The following is an 18,183-nucleotide window of genomic DNA, read 5'->3' as shown; positions in this document are numbered from 1 at the left end:
TAGGTTAGCGGCGGGGCAGGTAGCGGTCCGCCGTAGCGACCTGGATGAACAGGGTGGTTTGTGCGGCGAGGGCCTCGATCCGGTACCCGACCAATTCGTCCTGCAGGCGTAGGACCTCGTCAAAGGGGCGGCGGGAATTGGCGTACTCACTGCGGGCAATGTCGAGGGCGGCCCCGGTCAGCTCGACCTGCCGATCGAGGAACGCTATGCGGGCGTCCGCGTCCGCGGCCGCGATCACCGCCCGCTCGAGGGCCGCCCGGAGCTGGTTGACCACCCCCCGGCGGCGGGCGGCGATCGCTTCCAGACGCACGGCTTCCTCCTGCCGGCGGGCGTCGTACTTACCTTTGGAAAGGGGTACGCGCACCATTACCCTCGGTAGAATGGCATCGCGACCGTTGCCCTCCGGCTCCATATCGGTCCGCGGGCCGGTGACGATGTAGTCCACCCCCACGCCGAAGTCCGGACGGGCCTCGAGGTCGTTCATCTCCAGCGACTGCCGCGAAATTTCCTCCCGCAGCCGGAAGATCCGGACGAGCGGATGGTCGGTAAACAGCGAATCTGCGGGCAACGGGGGAAGGGCACGGAGCTCCGGCACGACCAGCACCCGGGGCAGGGCGGTGGCCACTAGCTCCTCGATCTCCGTCCACGCCAGTGCCTGCTCGGCGCGCAGGGCCTCGATGCGCCGGAGGGTTGCGTTGGTTTCCATTTCGCTTCGTAGGACCTCCACCGAACTGCCGCGCGCATTTTCCACACGGGCCAGGGCGATCTCCCGCAGGCTCTCGTACAATCGGAGACTGGTCTGCAGCGTGGCCACGGTGGCCTCGGCCTCCACGATCCGGTAGTAGGTGGTCTCCAGCTGGAAGATCAGCTCCAGCTGCAGGGCGGCGGCCTCTTCCAGCAGGGGACGGGCCCGGGCGTCGGCCAGCCGCGACATGGCCGCCAGCGTGCCGGGCCAGGGCAGCATCTGGGTTACCCCGGCCCGGGCGATCTGCGGCCCCAGTCGGGTTTCGACGGGCAGGATGGAGGCCCCGCCCATGATCTCCAGGTCGGGAAGCTGGGCCAACTGGGCACCGGTGGTCAGCTCGGCGCGGTAGTCGAAGGCCAGCGCCAGCAGCTGGGGGTTGTTTTCCCGCAGCAGGTTGCGTAGGCTGTCCAGGGATTGCGCGCTTGCCACCGGGCTTGCCAGCAGGATCAAGACCAGGATAAGCAGTGCGCCCGTACGCGATTCTTGATGAGATCCCGACCGGTGACATACGGTAGCATCTCCGCGAAGCCCTCCGCGGTGAAATCCTCCAAGCGACTCAGGCCCGCAGCACTGGTTTCTCACAGATGGCCTCCGGCCCACAGATTCGCTTCGCTCGGCCACAGATTTACGCAGATTTGCCCGCAGCACAGTCCCCACTCCGCGAAACGCTACGCGGTGAAATCCTCCAAGCGACTCAGGCCCGCAGCACTGGTTTCTCACAGATGGCCTTCGGCCCACAGATTCGCTTCGCTCGGCCACAGATTTGCGCGGATTTGCCCGCAGCACAGTCCCCACTCCACGAAACCCTCCGCACCCTCCGCGGTGAAACCCTCCAACGGCCTCGGACCCGCAGCACTGGTTTCTCACAGATGGCCTCCGGCCCACAGATGCGCTGCGCGCAGGTACGGATTTACACGGATTTTCTCCGTACGGGACCCGACTACCCGTTCTGTGCAAATCTGTGCCTACAATCTGTGCGAATCTGTGGGAAACGGAATAAGGCCGCAGGCCCACCGGCGGCGGCACTGATTGCTCATACTTGGCCCTCGGCCGCGCAGATGTGCTTCGCTCGGCCACGGATTCACACAGATTTTGCCGCAGTTCAGCCCGCTCTCCGCAGTTAGAAACTTCAACGGCAGCAGCCCGCCCAACATCCCGCCCGGCACCGTTACTATTTCCCGTTATCACCTTCATACTTCGCATTTCTTACTTCGCATTTCGTAATTCCGCCCTCTTCCTTCGCTTCAGCCGCCACTCCGCCCGCAGGCTCCACAGTACCGGCACGGTAAACATGGTCACCACCTGCAGCAGCATGCCGCCGAAGCTCGGGATGGCCATGGGAAGCATGATATCGGCTCCACGCCCGGTGGCGGTCAGGACGGGCAACAGCGCCAGAATGGTGGTCGCCGTGGTCATCATCGCCGGGCGGACACGCCGTACGCCGCCTTCCACGACCGCGTCGCGGATCTCCGGTACCGAAGTGGGCTCGTTGCGCTCAAAGCTGTCGCGGAGGAAGGTGGCCACCAGCACCCCGTCGTCGGTGGCAATGCCAAAGAGGGCCAGAAAGCCGACCCACACCGCCACGCTCAGGTTGATGGTGCGCATCTGGAAGAGGTCCCGGAGGTTGGCGCCGAAGAAACTGAAGTCCAGAAAGCCCGGCTCGGCGTAGGCGCCCAGCAGCAGGAAGCCGCCCGAGAAGGCCACGAATACCCCGCTGAAGACCATCAACGCCGTGGTCACCGAACGGAACTGGAAGTACAGGATCAGGAAGATCAGTCCCAGGGCGATCGGTAGCACTAATTTCAGTCGCGCGTCGGCCCGCACCTGCTGCTCGTAGTTGCCGGCGAAGTAGTAGCTGATGCCCCCGGGGATGTCGAGCTCGCCGGTGCGGGTGAGGCTGGCGAGGTAGTTCTGGGCGTTGTTGACCACCTCCACCTCGGCGTAGCCCTCCAGGCGGTCGAAGAGCACGTAGCCCACCAGGAAGCCGTCCTCGCTCTTGATCATCTGCGGCCCCTGCTCGTAGCCGACGTCGACCAGCTCGCCCAGCGGGATTTGCCGCCCGTCGCCCGCCGGCACCAGGATGCGGCGGATGCTCTCAGGGTCGTCGCGCAGTTCACGGGGGTAGCGTAGCCGCACCGCGTACCGCTCCCGCCCCTCAACGGTGGTGGTCATCAGCATACCGCCCACGGTGGCCATGATCTGCTGCTGTACGGCGCCTACCGAGAGACCGTAGCGGGCGATGGCGTCGCGCTTCACCTCCAGCAAGAGGTAGGGCTTGCCGACAATGCGGTCGGCGTACACGGCGGCGTCCTTTACGCCCTCCACGTTCTTCAGCTCCCGCTCGAGCTCCAGCCCGAAGGCCTCGATCTGCCGCAGGTCGGTACCGCGCACCTTGATGCCCATGGGCGCGCGCATACCCGTCTGCAGCATCACCAGGCGCGTCTCGATGGGTTGCAGCTTGGGGGCGGAGGTCACGCCCGGCAGGTTGACGGCGGCGATGATCTCGTCCCAGATGTCGTCGGGGCTGTGAATGTGGTCGCGCCACTGCCGGTAGTATTGCCCGTCGGGGTCGGGGATGAGGTCCCCGTCCTCGGACCGCCGCACGAAGTTGCCCTCCCCGTCGACCCGGAAGCGCAGCCGGTGCCCGTCGGCGTCGGTCTGGTACTCGCTTTTGTACTGCACGATGTTCTCGTACATCGACAGCGGTGCGGGATCCAGGGCGCTGTTGGCCCGACCGGCCTTGCCCACCACCGACGCTACCTCGGGGATACTCGTCACGGCCATGTCCATCAGCCGCAGGTTCTCCCGGTTCTCGGCGACGCCCGCGTGCGGCATGGCGGTCGGCATCAGCAGGAAGGCCCCCTCCCCGAGGGCCGGCATGAATTCCTGACCGATGTTGCGGTACACGCCCACGCCGGCGATGACGATCAGCGTGACGAACAGCAGGAAAAGCAACTTTACCCGCAGCAGGAACCGGAGGATGTTTTCGTACCAGTAGATCACCGCCCAGAATAGTCCCAGGAAGCCCCCGGCCACCACGACGATGAACAGGAAGTTTAGCAACTGGCTCGCCTCGACGCCCAGGGGCCGCCAGAGCCCGGCGAGTAACCAGGCCAGCACCAGGGCCAGAACCACGTTGAACCCGTGCTTGAGGAGGGGCCTGGCACCCGCGCCCCGCCGCAACCCGAACAGCTGGTGCGCCAGCGCCGGGATGAAGGCGATGCTCACGAAGATGGCCGCCACCAGGGCGAAGGTCTTGGTGAAGGCCAGCGGCCGGAACAGCTTGCCCTCCGCCGCCTCCATGGTGAAGACCGGCAGGAAGCTGATGATCGTCGTCGCCACCGCCGTAATGACCGCCGAGGCCACCTCCACCGTCGCTTCGTAGATGCTCTCGCGTTTACTCTCGCCGGGCGGCGCGTTGTCGAGGCGATAGACCATGCTCTCGGTGAGCACGATGCCCATATCGACCATGGTACCGATGGCGATCGCGATACCCGACAGGGCCACGATGTTGGCGTCCACCCCGAAGTAGCGCATGGCGATAAAGCACATCAGGACTCCCACGGGCAGCAGGCCCGCCACTAACAGGGAGGACCGCAGGTTGAACAGCAGCAGGATGACCACGATGGCCGTGATGACGATCTCCAGCGTTAGGGCCTCCTCCAGCGTGCCGAGAGTCTCGCGGATGAGCCCGCTGCGGTCGTAGAAGGGTACGATGGTCACCTGGCTGATGGTCCCGTCCTCCAGCTCCCGGCGCGGTAGCCCGGGCTGCAGCTCGGCGATCTTGGCCTTGACGTTGTCGATCACCTCGAGGGGATTGGCGCCGTAGCGGGCCACGACGATGCCGCCCACCGCCTCCGCGCCAGACTTGTCCAGCAGGCCGCGGCGCTCGGCGGGGCCTACGTTGACGCGGGCGATGTCCGAAAGGCGCACCGGCACGTTGTCGACCTCGGATACGACCGCGGAACCCAGATCCTCCAGGTTCTCGATGTAGCCGACGCCGCGCACGAAGTACTCGGCGCGGTTGATTTCCAGGGTAGCGGCACCGACCGACTGGTTGCTGCTCCGTACGGCCTGCATCACCTGGTCGAGGGTGATGCCGTAGACGCGCATCCGCTCCGGGTCCACGTCCACCTGGTATTCCTTCACGAAGCCTCCGATGCTGGCTACCTCGCTTACGCCGGCCGCGCCGCTGAGGCCGTAGCGCACGTAGTAATCCTGGATAGAGCGCAACTCGTCTGGATCCCAGCCACCCACGGGCTCGCCCTCGGGGGTGCGACCCTCGAGGGTATACTGGTAGACCTGTCCGAGCGCGGTGGCGTCGGGACCCAGTGCGGGTACCGCAGCCTCCGGGAGAATGCCCGCCGGCAGGCTGTTGAGCTTCTCAAGGATGCGGCTGCGCGACCAGTAGAACTCCACGTCTTCCTCGAAGATCAGGTAGATGCTCGAGTAGCCGAACATGGACGTCGAGCGTACGCTGCGCACGCCGGGAATGCCGAGCAGGGCCGAAGTGAGGGGGTAGGTGACCTGGTCTTCCACGTCCTGCGGCGACTGTCCCGGCCAGGGCGTAAAGACGATCTGCTGGTTCTCGCCGATGTCGGGTATCGCGTCCACGGCCACCGGGTCGCGCGGCAGGCCGGGCAGGTCGAAGTCAAAGGGCGCGGTCGCCAGTCCCCAGCCGATAAAACCGAGGAGCAGCAGCCAGACGACCAGCTTGTTCTCCAGGAAAAAACGAATACTTGCAGCTAACATTCAGTTGGGCTTATCACAACGAATACAGCCCCTGCCGCGGCGCGGCAGAGGTAAATGAAGTGATAAGCAGAGCTACAAGCGGAAGACCTGCCAGTGGATCGGTACATCGATCAACAGCGGAGGCGGTCGGTAATTTTCGAAGCGCTTATTCCGGCGCGCCCGCAGGTGCAGGGGTACGTCGGGGAAATTCGCTGCCGGTGGGTTCGGCAACGTCCAGGCCAATGGCGGCAGGGGAGCATACTCGGCGGCCTGGCGGTCGTCGTCCCACTTGACGAACTCGTGCTCGTCGTCGCAGCAACCCTTTTTCTTGGTTGCGGTGGCGTGCATGGGACAGGCCGCGGGGGCGGGCCGGTCCATCTCGCAGGTTTCCGTCTTCCCGAAGAGCGTCAGCGACTTCAGTTCCCCCATGCAGAAATGCCGGTTGACCGTCACGCCGACGGAGCCGACGAGCATGATCAGGGCAAGAAAGAGGGGAAGAATGCGATTCACGGTCCTAAGCTAACGAATTGGATACAATTTAATTGGGTGTTTCGTTTTGCGGAGAGGTAAGTAGAGGCTGGCGCGGAGGGGTGCGGAGGTTGCCCCCCCTGTGCGTCTATTTGCAGGCCGACAGTTCACCAAAGAAGCTGCTCATCTCTTTCCGGGCGATTTCCCACCGCTCCCGGCCGATGCAGTAGCTGCGGCTGTTGCCCTTGACCGTTCCGCAGATGAGTCCGGCCTCCCGCAATACCAGCAGGTGACGGGAAAGGGTGGGCTGAGAAAGGTCGATAACCCCTGTCAGGTCCTGGCAGATGCAACAATCGGCCGCCAGCAGGTGCTCGAGGATCGCGATGCGGGCCGGGTGGCCGAGGGCCTTGCAGAGGTTGGCCCGGCGGAGTTGACGCTCGGTGTAAGCCTCGGTTTTGGTGACGCCCATGGTCTAGCAGCAGCCGCTTCCCGGGGTGCAGGAGCTGGCGGTTTTGGCGGTAAAGGTACCGAGGGAGATGGTCTTCTTGGCGGGGGGGACGCCGCACTTGTCCTTGGCGAGGCAGTCCGTGAGCTTGGTGGTGAGCTGTAGTGTGTCGCCGGATACTTCCAGGCCAAACTTCTCAATGGTGGACGCTCCCTGGTACTCGACTTCGATCTCCAGGTTGCCCATCCCGAGTTCCCGCTCACCGGTTTCAATGATGCCGATGAGCTTGCCGGGCGCCAGGCGGTGGCCGTAGTCGCCGGCGCTCCAGAGTTGCAGGCTGGCTACGCGCTCCATTCGGCGGGTGCCGCCGCAGTCGATGAAGTTTTTGGTTACCTCACCCACTTCGGTGACGTGGAAGTGGCTGGGGACCAGGGTGCCGTCGGGTAGGGTGATGGTAAAGTTTTCCCGTTGGCCGAGGAAGGATTTCAGGTCAGATAATTTCATGGGTAGAGGGATAAAGGAGTCGGTAATGATTCGCAATATAGCAATATTACTATATTGAAGGTTGCTTAGCGTGAATTGTTTGCTAGCGGCTCTGGTTTCACACAGATGGCCTGCGTCCCACGGATCGCTTCGCTAGCACACAGATTAGCACGGATTGTCCCGCAGTGCTTCGGGATTTCACGGATTCTTGACGGGCCGGTGGCCTGTCCATGCGGCACCGCCGCAAATCTGTGAGAATCTGTGCATCCAATCTGTGAGAATCTGTGTAAAACAAAAGAAAAGGCCGCAGGCCAGGCACCATCACTACCTCCGCGAAAACTTTGCGCCCATCTGCGTCCTTTGTGGTAAACCCTTGACCGCGCCGCAGGCCAGCAACCCTACTTATACGCCAGCAACCGCAGCGCATTCAGCACCACCACCATAGTAGATCCCTCATGGGCGATCACCGCCGGCCCCAGGTTAGCAATACCGAGTAGCGTAAGGGGAACCAGGATAGCCACTACCCCCAGGCTGATCCACAGGTTCTGGCGGATGATGCGGCGGGCGGCGCGACTAAGGCCGATAGCGAAAGGCAGGTTGTCGAGGCGGTCGGCCATGAGGGCCACGTCGGCCGTTTCCAGGGCTACGTCGGAGCCGGCGGCCCCCATGGCCACGCCCACCGTACTGCTGGCCATGGCGGGCGCATCGTTGACGCCGTCGCCGATCATCGCCACGCGGCCCTCCTCCTGCTTGAGGCGCTTTATGGCGGCGACCTTGTCCTCGGGCAGAAGGCTGCCTAGGGGGTCGGTGATGCCAATATCCTGGGCTACGGCATCCGCTACTCGCTGGTTGTCGCCGGTGAGCATGATCATGCGTTTGATGCCCAGTTCACGCAGGGCCGACAGGGTTGGTTTGGCGGTATCGCGGGCCACGTCCATCACTGAAATCACGCCCAGGTAGTGGTCGCCGGCGTAGACGATCATGGCGGTATGACCGGTGGTTTCCAGTTCGGTCATTTGGCTGTTAATAGCTTCGGGCACGTCCTGGCCGGTCACCTCGCGCAGCAGGCGCCGGTTGCCGATATGGACGGTTTGGCCGTTGTACTCCGCCCGGATGCCCCGGGCCGTGAGGGCTTCCAAGCCGGTCGCTTTCCTCTCTATGGTGTCGAGCTCTTTCATTCCCCCTTCGACAATAGCCGTGGCCAGTGGGTGGTCGCTGAGCTCCTCCACGGCCACGGCGGTGGCGAGCAGCTCGCGCCGGGAAACGCCTTCGGCCGGCAGCACGGTGGTCAGGCGGGGCTTGCCCTCGGTGAGGGTACCGGTTTTGTCGAACGCGATGGCGCTGAGCCCTCCGAGGTCTTCGAGGGGGCGGCCGCCCTTGACGAGCACGCCCTTCTGGGCCGCCCGGGCGACCCCGGCGAGGACGGCACTCGGGGTGGAGATGGCCAGGGCGCAGGGCGATGCGGCCACCAGTACCGCCATGGCCCGGTAGAAACTTTGTCCGAAGGTCTCGTCCAGTACCAGGAAGGCCAGCAGCAGTATTCCCACGAGGATGAGTACGGCCGGCACGTAGTAGCGCTCAAACTTGTTCGTCAGCTGCTGGGTGGGCGACTTTTGTCCCTCGGCCTCCTGCACCAGGGTGACCAGGCGCGCCAGGGTGCTGTCCTTTGCGGGTTTGAGGACGCGGACCTCCAGCACGGAGCTGCCGTTGACCGTCCCGGCGAAGGTGCGGTGCTCGGCGGCCAGGGACGCCAGGTCGTATTTCTGGGAGACATCCGGTACGGCCAGCTTTTCTACCGGCACGCTCTCCCCGGTAATGGCCGATTGGTCCACGGCGCTGCTTCCGCTGATGACGACTCCGTCCGCGGGAATTTTCGAATTAGGCTTGACCACGACGGTATCGCCAACCACCAGTTCCTCGACGTCCACCTCCCGCGTGCCGCCGGAGGTGTCGCGCAACAGTGCCGTAGCGGGAGCGAGCTCCGCCAGCGCGGAGATAGACTTCCGCGCCCGCGCCATGGCGTAGTGCTCCAGGGCATGGCCCAGGCTAAAGAGGAACAGCAGCAGTGCGGCTTCCCCCCACTTGCCGAGGGCCGCCGCGCCCGCCGCGGCCACGATCATGAGAAAATCGATTTCGAAGCGTCCCGACGTAACCCCCTCGTAAGCCTCCAGGGTCGCGTAGTAGCCACCAAAGAGAATGGCCGCCACGAACAAGCCTATGCCGATCGGTTCGGGAAGGTCGGTCAGCCAGCTAAGGAGCATACCCACCGTCCAGAAGACTCCACTGGCTATGGCGAAGTACAGTTCGGTGCGTTCCCCTAAAATGCCGTGGCTGTGATCATGACCGTGACCGGTTGCTTCGTCGGGAGCTGCAGTGGCGGGGGGTGGGGGAGTAGTAGCCATAAAGTAGGTAAGCGGTCCGACGTATAACGGGGCAGGTGTCGGGATGATCGCTTGCGGTCAGATACTCTTGCGGCACTCCAGTACCGCCTTCCCGTATTCGGTGAAGTATTCGTGGCTGCTGAGGAAGGCCGCGTTCTGCTTGTTCCAGTCGTCGTCGTTGACCTCGATACCCAGTTCGCGCCGCCATTCTTCCCGCAGCATTTCCTGGTAGTGGTCGTAGGTATTGAACGAGAGGTGGTAGAGGTCGGCGTCGCACATCACGTTCTCGATCGTCGCTTCCGGCCGCTGGGGCATAGTAGTAACCTCGATACAACGGAGGACCCGCTGGATACGGTCCGGTGGGTACCCCTCCTCCTCCAGCCAGTCACGGGCGATCTCCATGCTTACCTGCTCGTGGCCGGTGTAGGTACGGATGTGCCCGGTATCGTGAAACCAAGCCGCCAGCATCACGATCTCTAGGTCTTCCTCGCTCAGACCCTCCTCCTTTCCGATCTTGAGGGCACCCTGCATCACGTTGATGGTGTGATGAAGGTTGTGGAAAACCCGGTCCTTGGGCAACTGGTGAATTAATAGCTGGGTGACGTACCGGCCGGCGCGGTAAAGGATGGTCCTGTGGTGGGGATTCATAGTGGGCGGTAGGAGATTTGCATGCGAGCCACGGAGCACCGGTTGCGGCGACTAAATGTACCAAAGATTACTTATATGTCGTATTTTCTGCCCGATAGCGCGGAACATCCGCCGCGGTCGGTCCCCATTTTCCCGCTGCGCTGGTGAGTTTGAATTTCATTGCTTACTTTTGCGCCTCAATTGTAACCCCCTTCCCTTACTAAGAAGCTCAGACACATGGCCAATATCGGTAAAGTCAAGCAGGTAATCGGACCCGTCGTAGACGTATCCTTCGCCACCGAAGGCGCCACGCTGCCCGCCATCCTCAACGCCCTCGAAATCACCCGCGCCAACGGCGAAATCCTGGTGCTCGAGGTGCAGCAGCACCTGGGCGAGGACGGCGTACGCACGATCGCCATGGATGCCACCGACGGCCTCACCCGCGGCGTCGACGTAGTCGACACCGGTATCCCGATCGCGATGCCGGTCGGTACCGCCATCAAAGGTCGCCTCTTCAATGTGGTAGGGGAGCCCATCGACGGCATGGCCCCGGTGCCCAAGGGCGCAAACGCCCGGCCGATCCACGCCGAGGCACCCATGTTCGAAAACCTGGCCACCGACCGTGAGCCGCTCTTCACTGGTATTAAGGTCATCGACCTGATCGAGCCCTATACGAAGGGCGGAAAGATCGGACTGTTCGGCGGTGCCGGTGTAGGCAAGACTGTACTCATCCAGGAGCTGATCAACAACATCGCCAAAGGCTACGACGGTATTTCGGTATTCGCCGGGGTAGGAGAGCGTACCCGTGAGGGAAATGACCTCCTCCGTGAAATGATCGAGGCCGGCATCATCCGCTACGGCGATGCCTTCAAGGAAGATATGGAGCACGGCGGCTGGGACCTGAGCAAGGTAGACATGAAGGAGCTGGAGCAATCCAAGGCCACCTTCGTCTTCGGACAGATGAACGAGCCCCCCGGCGCCCGCGCCCGCGTGGCCCTCTCCGGCCTCACCATCGCCGAGTACTACCGCGACGGCGACCTGAGCGACCCCACCGGCGGCCGCGACATCCTGTTCTTCGTCGACAACATCTTCCGCTTCACCCAGGCGGGTTCGGAAGTGTCGGCCCTCCTCGGCCGGATGCCCTCCGCCGTAGGCTACCAGCCGACCCTCGCCACCGAGATGGGCCTGATGCAGGAGCGGATTACCTCCACCAAGCGGGGCTCCATCACCTCCGTACAGGCCGTTTACGTGCCCGCGGATGACCTTACCGACCCCGCGCCCGCTACGACCTTTGCTCACCTCGACGCGACAACGGTACTCAACCGGAAGATCGCTTCCCAGGGTATCTATCCCGCCGTGGACCCCCTCGACAGCACCAGCCGGATCCTCGATCCTGCCATTATCGGCGACGAGCACTACGATACGGCCCAGCGCGTGATCAACATCCTGGCCCGCTACAACGAGCTGCAGGACATCATCGCCATTCTCGGCCTTGACGAACTGAGCGAGGAGGATAAACTGGTTGTAAGCCGCGCCCGCCGCGTACAGCGCTTCCTCAGCCAGCCCTTCCACGTAGCCGAGCAGTTCACCGGCCTCAAGGGCGTATTCGTTGACATCAAGGATACCATCAAAGGCTTCAACATGATCATCGACGGCGAGGTAGACAAGTACCCCGAAGATGCTTTCAACCTGGTCGGCACCATCGAGGATGCCATCGCCAAGGGCGAAAAGCAACTGGCCGCCAACGCGTAAATCACGTTAGCCGGGGGGAAGCCGATCAGTGGTAGCCCCCCGGCGACAAACCCCCGGTACCATGAAGATCTCCGTCCTGACTCCCGACCGCACCATCTTTACCGGCAACGTCTCCAAGGTGGGCCTGCCCGGTGCCGACGGAAGCTTCCAGCTGCTCGACAACCACGCGCCGCTCGTCTCTAGCCTCACGGCCGGTCGGGTCACGATGGTCACCGGCAGCGGTGAATACAACTACTACGACGAAGACAAGAGTGGCATGTCCAAGGACTCCACGCCAAACCGTCACCTTACGTTCAGTATCGACCGCGGTTTCGTGGAGGTGCTTAATAACGAAGTGAACCTGCTCGTGCAGGGTGCGCGCAACATGCGCTAGCACCGTCTCGCCGGACCGTTTCCGGCCCCTATCTATACTATCGCTTAACCCCCTACGGCGCTGCCCCGCGGCCGCGTGCTATCTACCGGCTTGCCAAGAAAGGACAGCACGGCCTCGTTGAAGCGTTGTACCTCCTCCAGATTGCATAGGTGACCGCAGCCCTCCAGTACCACCAGTTGGGCATGGTGGGCCTGTTTGGTAGCGAACCGCTGAGCGGCCTCGAGAAAGACGTGGTCCTGCCCACCCATCACGATGAGGCTGGAGGTGCGCAGCTTGCGGCGGTAGAACCGCTTGACGATCGAGAAGAAGTCCCGGTACAGCCCCAGCCACTTCAGGAATTCCGTGGGGGTCAGTTTCTTGGATTGCAGGCGGTAGAGCCGGCGACTGGGGGCGTGATTATCGCGCGGCAGTACGATAAGGATAAAGGTGTCGTAGATCCAGCGGAAGGGCACGAAGTAGCTCAGGAATTTTCCGCTGTGGGCGAACAGCCGGATCTTCCAGTCGGCCTTGAATACCCCGCCGGCCATGATCATCGATTCGATGAGCTCTGGCCGCCGGTCGTAAAGGCGCTGCAGCACGATACTGCCGAGGGACAGCGAAAGAAAGTGAGCCCGCGTCACCCCCACGTGGTCGATGGTGCGGAGCACGTCGTCGGTCACGATGTCAAAGTCGTAGCTACTGTATTCGGGCTCGAGGTCCTTGCTGTACCCGTGATCGCGCATGTCGATCAGCAACAGGTTGAAGAAGGGGCGGAAAGCCTTGACCTGGTGCTTCCAGGTAATGGAGCTGCCCCCGGCCCCGTGGATAAATACCATCCACTCCGCGGGCCCTTCCTGCCGGTAGATCGTGTGGTGCAGGATACCTGCCGCGCGGACGTTTTGCTCCATGGGTGATTAACGTGTGACTCGAGTTAAGGGTTTGTAAGGTATTGGCCTGCTAGCTTACCTCAGTATTAAGCTATCATTAAATGATCGGTTTTCTGGCGCGCCGTTGCACCTAGTAGCCTAATTTAACGGTTGTAATTACCTGCTATCCATTGCATTAGTCGCTATTAACAGTTTACTCGTGACCTATCTGCCCCGGCGTATGAACGACCGCCACCTGCAACTTGCCGTTTTTCATCTGAACGATCTGTGCGTCAGCGTGCAGAAAGGCATGCAGAACTACCTGTCCACGGCCGCGCTGGAAAAAATGCCCGGTGTGGAAGCTACCTTCAGTTGGCTGCGCCGCCGCGGGGTACGGATCTGCCTCTTGAGTGACTACAACCGCAGCCGCACCCTCCTCCTGCTCGAACGACTGGGGTGGAGCGTAGATGAGGACGGTACCGTACAGGAGATCATCACTCACCAGCACCGTAAGGATAATCCCGTGCGGCTGGCGCAGGAGAACGCCGGCCTGTCTACGCCGGGCCTGTGCTTCGCCGCCGTCGATACGCCCGAGCTGCTGCGCCACGCCTGCGCCGCACGCGTCCACTTCAACCTGGCCATCTGCAACGGCCGCTGTGCCTACCACGAACTGGCCGTAGCGCCCCACCATGCCATGCTCGATACCCTCCTGCAGTTGCCCAATTTTCTGCTCGAGCACCTGCCCGGGGTGGGGGAGACCGGAGATGCTACGTCCGGCCAACCGTTGGCGCGCCCGCCGCGGCTGCGGTTGCCCCGACCCCTAAGCCGGGGTTAAGCGTTACCTTTGCGGCTGCAAACCGCCGACGCATGAGTAGTTTCTTCAAGAAGTTTTTTACCCCCGAAAAGAAGGAGGACCTGGACAAGGGCCTGGAGAAGACCAAGCAGGGCTTCTTCAGCAAGATCGGCCGGGCCGTTGCCGGCAAGGATCAGGTGGACGAAGAAGTACTCGACGAGCTGGAGAGTGTCCTGATTTCCAGCGACGTGGGGCTCGATACTACCATCAAGATCATCAACCGCATCGAGGCGCGCGTAGCCGAGGACCGCTACCTGAATACCAGCGAGCTCAACGAGATCCTGCGTGACGAGATCGTCCGCCTGCTCGGCGAACAGCACGCCGAGGACTACGATTCCTACGAACTGCCGACCACCGAGCGGCCGGCCATCATCCTGATCGTTGGCGTCAACGGGGTAGGCAAGACCACCACCATCGGTAAACTGGCCCACCAGTACAAGCAGCAGGGACTGAAGGTGGTCCTGGGCGCCGCCGATACCTTCCGTGCCGCGGCCGTGGACCAGCTCGGCATCTGGGCCGAGCGCGTGGGCTGCGACTTCTACAGCAAGGGGATGAATACCGATCCGGCGGCCGTAGCCTACGAAACCGTGCAGTTCGCCAAGAAGAACAACTGCGACGTCGCCATCATCGACACCGCCGGCCGCCTGCATACCAAGTTCAACCTGATGAAGGAGCTCAGCAAGATCAAGCGCTCCGTCACCAAGGCCATGCCCGGCGCCCCGCACCAGGTCATGCTCGTCCTCGATGCCACCACCGGCCAGAACGCCATCGAGCAGGCCAAGGCCTTCACCGAAGCCACCGAGGTCAACGCCCTGGCCCTGACCAAGCTCGACGGCACCGCCAAGGGCGGGGTAGCTATCGGTATCACCGACCAGTTCCAGGTACCCATCCGCTACATCGGGGTGGGGGAGGGCATCGAGCACCTGCAGGTCTTCAACAAGCGGGCGTTCGTGGACAGCCTCTTTGGAGATACGTTCTAGGGATTGAGGGGTTGATGGAATGATGGGTGAGCAACCCACAACTAGTAGGCCGATCCGGCGCAAGCGCGGGTGCTATGCCTGCCCGTCAGGCTGCGCAAGCGGGTTTCCGTGGCCTGAAATCGTGAATCCGTCCGGCATTTTCGGTGGCCGAAAGACGCCGCACCCGCGTCCCCGCCAGAAAAATGTATTCCCGTACGAAATCTCCTAGGTTTTCCGAAAAGAAAATCTTACCTTTGTGCTCGCTTTTTCAGGAGGTAGGCCTCTGGTATTTAAAAAGCGTTCGTAAAGCAAAGAAAACGTATGCCTACAATTAATCAATTAGTGCGGAAGGGCCGCAAGCAGATCAAGGAATCGAGCAAGTCGCGTGCCCTTGACGCCTGTCCGCAAAAGCGTGGTGTCTGTACCCGCGTATACACTACCACCCCCAAGAAGCCTAACTCCGCCCTGCGGAAGGTGGCTAAGGTGCGTCTCACCAACGGTATCGAGGTGATCGCCTACATCCCGGGTGAGGGACACAACCTGCAGGAGCACAGCATCGTGCTGATCCGCGGTGGTCGTGTAAAGGACCTTCCGGGTGTTCGTTACACCATCGTACGGGGTGCCCTTGATACGGCTGGCGTTGCCAACCGCAAGCAGGCCCGCTCGAAGTACGGTGCCAAGCGTCCCAAGAAGTAATCAAACAGTAAGAGGGGCTGTCTCTTTATAGGCACCCATCGGCCGGCTCCGGCCATCTGAAGTAAAGCAACTATGCGTAAAAGAAAACCAAAACTCCGGATCGTAACTCCGGACCCCCGCTTCGGCGACACGCTGGTCACCCAGTTCGTTAACAACCTGATGTACTCCGGCAAGAAGAGCACCGCGTTCGCGGTCTTCTACGGTGCCATGGACATCATCAAGGAGCGGGTAGCCAACGAAGAGATCGACGAATACGAAGTCTGGAAGCGTGCCGTGAACAACGCCATGCCCCAGGTCGAGGTACGCAGCCGTCGGATCGGCGGTGCGACCTTCCAGATCCCCACCGAGATTCGCGGCAAGCGGAAGATGTCGATCGGCATGAAGTGGCTCATCCGTTTCGCGCGCCAGCGCAGCGGCAAGGGCTTTGCCGAGAAACTCGCCGCCGAGCTGCTCGCCGCCAGCCGCAACGAAGGACTGGCCGTTAAGCGGAAGGAAGAGACCCACAAGATGGCCGAATCCAACCGCGCTTTCGCCCACTACGGGCGGTAAAATTGACACTGTTCAATTTTAAATTTCAAATCTAAAATTCCTCCCTGCCATGGCAACGGACCTGAAATACACCCGTAACATCGGGATTGCCGCGCACATCGACGCGGGCAAGACCACCACTACCGAACGTATCCTGTACTACACCGGTATCTCCCACAAGATCGGTGAGGTGCACGACGGTGCCGCTACCATGGACTGGATGGAGCAGGAGCAGGAGCGCGGTATCACGATCACTTCGGCCGCTACCCACACCAAGTGGATCTGGAAAGACCAGAGCTACGTCTTCAACATCATCGACACCCCCGGTCACGTGGACTTCACCGTAGAGGTGAACCGCTCGCTGCGCGTGCTCGACGGTCTGGTGTTCCTGTTCTGCGCCGTTTCGGGCGTAGAGCCGCAGTCGGAAACCAACTGGCGCCTCGCCAACAACTATAAGGTCCCCCGGATCGGATTCGTCAACAAGATGGACCGCTCGGGTGCTGACTTCTTCGCCGTCGTCAAGGACGTGGAGGAGAAGCTCGGCTCGAAGGCCATCCCCCTGCAGGTACCCATCGGGGCCGAGGAGCGCTTTAAGGGCGTCGTCGACCTGGTGACCATGCAGGCCATCGTATGGAACGAGGACGATATGGGTATGACCTTCGAGGTCATCGATACCCCCGCAGACCTGGAGGAAAGCGTACAGGAATGGCGCGAGAAGCTGCTCGAAGCCGTTGCTGAATACGACGAAAGCCTGCTGGAGAAGTACTTCGAGGATCCCGAAAGCATCAGCATCGAGGAAGTACGCAACGCCGTACGCGACGCCGTTACCGACGCCGCCTTCGTACCCATGATGTGTGGTTCCGCCTTCAAAAACAAGGGTGTACAGGCCGTTCTCGACGCCGTTTGTGCTTACCTGCCCAGCCCGCTGGACGTACCCGCTATCAAGGGTACCGACCCTGACGACGAGGAGAAGGTACTGACCCGCAAGGCCGACGTAAACGAGCCCTTCGCCGCCCTGGCGTTCAAGATCGCTACCGACCCCTTCGTAGGTCGCCTGGCCTTCATGCGCGTCTACTCGGGTAAGCTCGATGCCGGTTCCTACGTAAAGAATACCCGCAGCGACTCCAAGGAGCGTATTTCGCGCCTCTACCAGATGCACGCCAACAAGCAGGAGAGCATCGACAAGGTAGAAGCCGGAGACATCGCCGCCGCCGTAGGCTTCAAGGACATCCGCACCGGCGACACCCTGTGTGACGCCGACCACCCCATCGTGCTGGAATCCATGGTCTTCCCCGATCCCGTTATCGGTGTAGCCGTGGAGCCTAAGACGCAGAAGGACATCGACAAGCTCGGTATGGCCCTGGCCAAATTGGCCGAGGAGGATCCGACCTTCCAGGTCAAGTACGACGACGAGACCAACCAGACCGTCATCAGCGGTATGGGTGAGCTGCACCTCGAGATCATCGTGGACCGCCTCAAGCGCGAGTTCAAGGTAGAGGCCAACGTAGGCGCCCCGCAGGTGAACTACAAGGAAGCACTCTTTAACACCGTCACGCACCGTGAGCGCCTCAAGAAGCAGTCCGGTGGTTCGGGTCTGTTCGCCGATATGAGCTTCGACCTCGGCCCCGCCGACGAGGAGTTCCTGGAAAGCGAAGACTTCAAGAGCGGCAAGGAGACCCTGCAGTTCGTTTGGGACATCGTTGGTGGCTCGATCGACAAGAACTACCAGAAGCCGATTCGCGACGGATTCAAGTCCATGATGAAGAACGGCGTTCTGGCCGGCTACACCATCGATAGCATGAAGGTCCGCGTATTTGACGGTGCCATGCACACGGTTGACTCCAAGCCCATCGCCTTCGAGCTTTGTGCCAAGGAGGGCTTCAAGGCCGCTGCCAACCAGGCACAGCCCAAGCTGCTCGAACCGATCATGGACGTAGTGATCATTTCTCCCGAGGAGTACACCGGTAACGTTATCGGCGACCTCAACCGCCGCCGTGGCCTGCCGAAAGGACAGAACCCCGTCACCGGTGGAGCCGTCAAGATCACCGCCGACGTACCCCTGAGTGAGATGTTCGGTTACGTAACCGACCTGCGTACCATTACCTCCGGACGCGCCAACAGCACCATGACCTTCAGCCACTACGCCGAAGCACCGCAGGGCGTAGCGAAGGAGATCATCGCCAAGGCTCGCGGAGAGGCTTAAATCACGTAAAATCCCCATTGCCGGAACGCCGGCAATTATATGGATTGGAGAACTGATGGAATGAGGGGTTAATCGGCACGGCCCGGCCTTCATT

Annotated in this window: 15 protein-coding genes; 7 read left to right on the top strand and 8 right to left on the bottom strand. The window is 61.9% G+C overall.

Annotated elements, in window-relative coordinates; genetic code table 11:
* Positions 1-4 precede the first annotated feature (4 nt).
* The 7 genes from DQG19_RS21170 to DQG19_RS05820 form a co-directional block, all read right to left on the bottom strand.
* The gene (locus tag DQG19_RS21170; protein ID WP_198661667.1) at positions 5-1,195 is read right to left on the bottom strand and encodes a TolC family protein; all 1,191 of its coding nucleotides are present in this window, start codon (positions 1,193-1,195) and stop codon (positions 5-7) included.
* 756 nt (positions 1,196-1,951) lie between these two features.
* Positions 1,952-5,497 carry an efflux RND transporter permease subunit gene (locus DQG19_RS05845; RefSeq protein WP_116125303.1) on the bottom strand — a complete coding sequence of 1,182 codons (3,546 nt, stop codon included), beginning with the start codon at positions 5,495-5,497 and terminating at the stop codon, positions 1,952-1,954.
* A gap of 72 nt (positions 5,498-5,569) precedes the next feature.
* Positions 5,570-5,986, bottom strand: a complete 417-nt coding sequence (locus DQG19_RS05840; protein ID WP_116125302.1) for an HYC_CC_PP family protein — start codon at positions 5,984-5,986, stop codon at positions 5,570-5,572.
* 106 nt (positions 5,987-6,092) lie between these two features.
* The gene (locus tag DQG19_RS05835) at positions 6,093-6,413 is read right to left on the bottom strand and encodes an ArsR/SmtB family transcription factor (protein ID WP_116125301.1); all 321 of its coding nucleotides are present in this window, start codon (positions 6,411-6,413) and stop codon (positions 6,093-6,095) included.
* 3 nt (positions 6,414-6,416) lie between these two features.
* Positions 6,417-6,893: a DUF6428 family protein gene (locus DQG19_RS05830; protein WP_116125300.1), complete on the bottom strand. Its 477-nt coding sequence runs from the start codon at positions 6,891-6,893 to the stop codon at positions 6,417-6,419.
* Positions 6,894-7,270: 377 nt separating this feature from the next.
* Positions 7,271-9,274 carry a heavy metal translocating P-type ATPase gene (locus DQG19_RS05825; RefSeq protein ID WP_116125299.1) on the bottom strand — a complete coding sequence of 668 codons (2,004 nt, stop codon included), beginning with the start codon at positions 9,272-9,274 and terminating at the stop codon, positions 7,271-7,273.
* Positions 9,275-9,331: 57 nt separating this feature from the next.
* Positions 9,332-9,901, bottom strand: a complete 570-nt coding sequence (locus DQG19_RS05820; protein WP_116125298.1) for an HD domain-containing protein — start codon at positions 9,899-9,901, stop codon at positions 9,332-9,334.
* Positions 9,902-10,117: 216 nt separating this feature from the next.
* On the opposite strand from DQG19_RS05820, the gene atpD reads away from it, so the two are divergent.
* Positions 10,118-11,632 (top strand): F0F1 ATP synthase subunit beta, encoded by a 1,515-nt coding sequence (gene atpD / locus DQG19_RS05815; protein ID WP_116125297.1) that lies wholly within the window; start codon positions 10,118-10,120, stop codon positions 11,630-11,632.
* 61 nt (positions 11,633-11,693) lie between these two features.
* Complete coding sequence (locus DQG19_RS05810) at positions 11,694-12,005, top strand: F0F1 ATP synthase subunit epsilon (protein WP_116125296.1); 312 nt, start codon at positions 11,694-11,696, stop codon at positions 12,003-12,005.
* A gap of 44 nt (positions 12,006-12,049) precedes the next feature.
* Here the strand turns inward: DQG19_RS05810 and DQG19_RS05805 are convergent, their stop codons facing one another.
* On the bottom strand, positions 12,050-12,892 hold the full coding sequence (locus DQG19_RS05805) for an alpha/beta fold hydrolase (RefSeq protein ID WP_116125295.1): 843 nt from the start codon (positions 12,890-12,892) through the stop codon (positions 12,050-12,052).
* 178 nt (positions 12,893-13,070) lie between these two features.
* Between DQG19_RS05805 and DQG19_RS05800 the strand changes: the two genes are divergently transcribed.
* The 5 genes from DQG19_RS05800 to fusA all read left to right on the top strand — a co-directional run bounded on the left by DQG19_RS05800 (position 13,071) and on the right by fusA (position 18,089).
* A complete protein-coding gene (locus DQG19_RS05800) occupies positions 13,071-13,685 on the top strand; it encodes an HAD family hydrolase (RefSeq protein WP_157974350.1) in 615 nt (204 codons plus the stop codon).
* Between the two features lie 32 nt (positions 13,686-13,717).
* Positions 13,718-14,683 carry a signal recognition particle-docking protein FtsY gene (gene ftsY / locus DQG19_RS05795; RefSeq protein ID WP_116125293.1) on the top strand — a complete coding sequence of 322 codons (966 nt, stop codon included), beginning with the start codon at positions 13,718-13,720 and terminating at the stop codon, positions 14,681-14,683.
* A 300-nt stretch (positions 14,684-14,983) separates the two neighbouring features.
* On the top strand, positions 14,984-15,358 hold the full coding sequence (gene rpsL / locus DQG19_RS05790) for a 30S ribosomal protein S12 (protein WP_104419864.1): 375 nt from the start codon (positions 14,984-14,986) through the stop codon (positions 15,356-15,358).
* Between the two features lie 72 nt (positions 15,359-15,430).
* Positions 15,431-15,907: a 30S ribosomal protein S7 gene (gene rpsG / locus DQG19_RS05785; protein WP_116125292.1), complete on the top strand. Its 477-nt coding sequence runs from the start codon at positions 15,431-15,433 to the stop codon at positions 15,905-15,907.
* Between the two features lie 49 nt (positions 15,908-15,956).
* Positions 15,957-18,089: an elongation factor G gene (fusA, locus tag DQG19_RS05780; protein WP_116125291.1), complete on the top strand. Its 2,133-nt coding sequence runs from the start codon at positions 15,957-15,959 to the stop codon at positions 18,087-18,089.
* Positions 18,090-18,183 lie beyond the last annotated feature (94 nt).

The organism is Lewinella sp. IMCC34183 (assembly GCF_003390915.1).
Taxonomy (GTDB): domain Bacteria; phylum Bacteroidota; class Bacteroidia; order Chitinophagales; family Saprospiraceae; genus Neolewinella.
The sequence above is the reverse complement of the archived record's forward strand: the minus strand, read 5'-3'. Positions and strand labels throughout refer to the sequence as shown.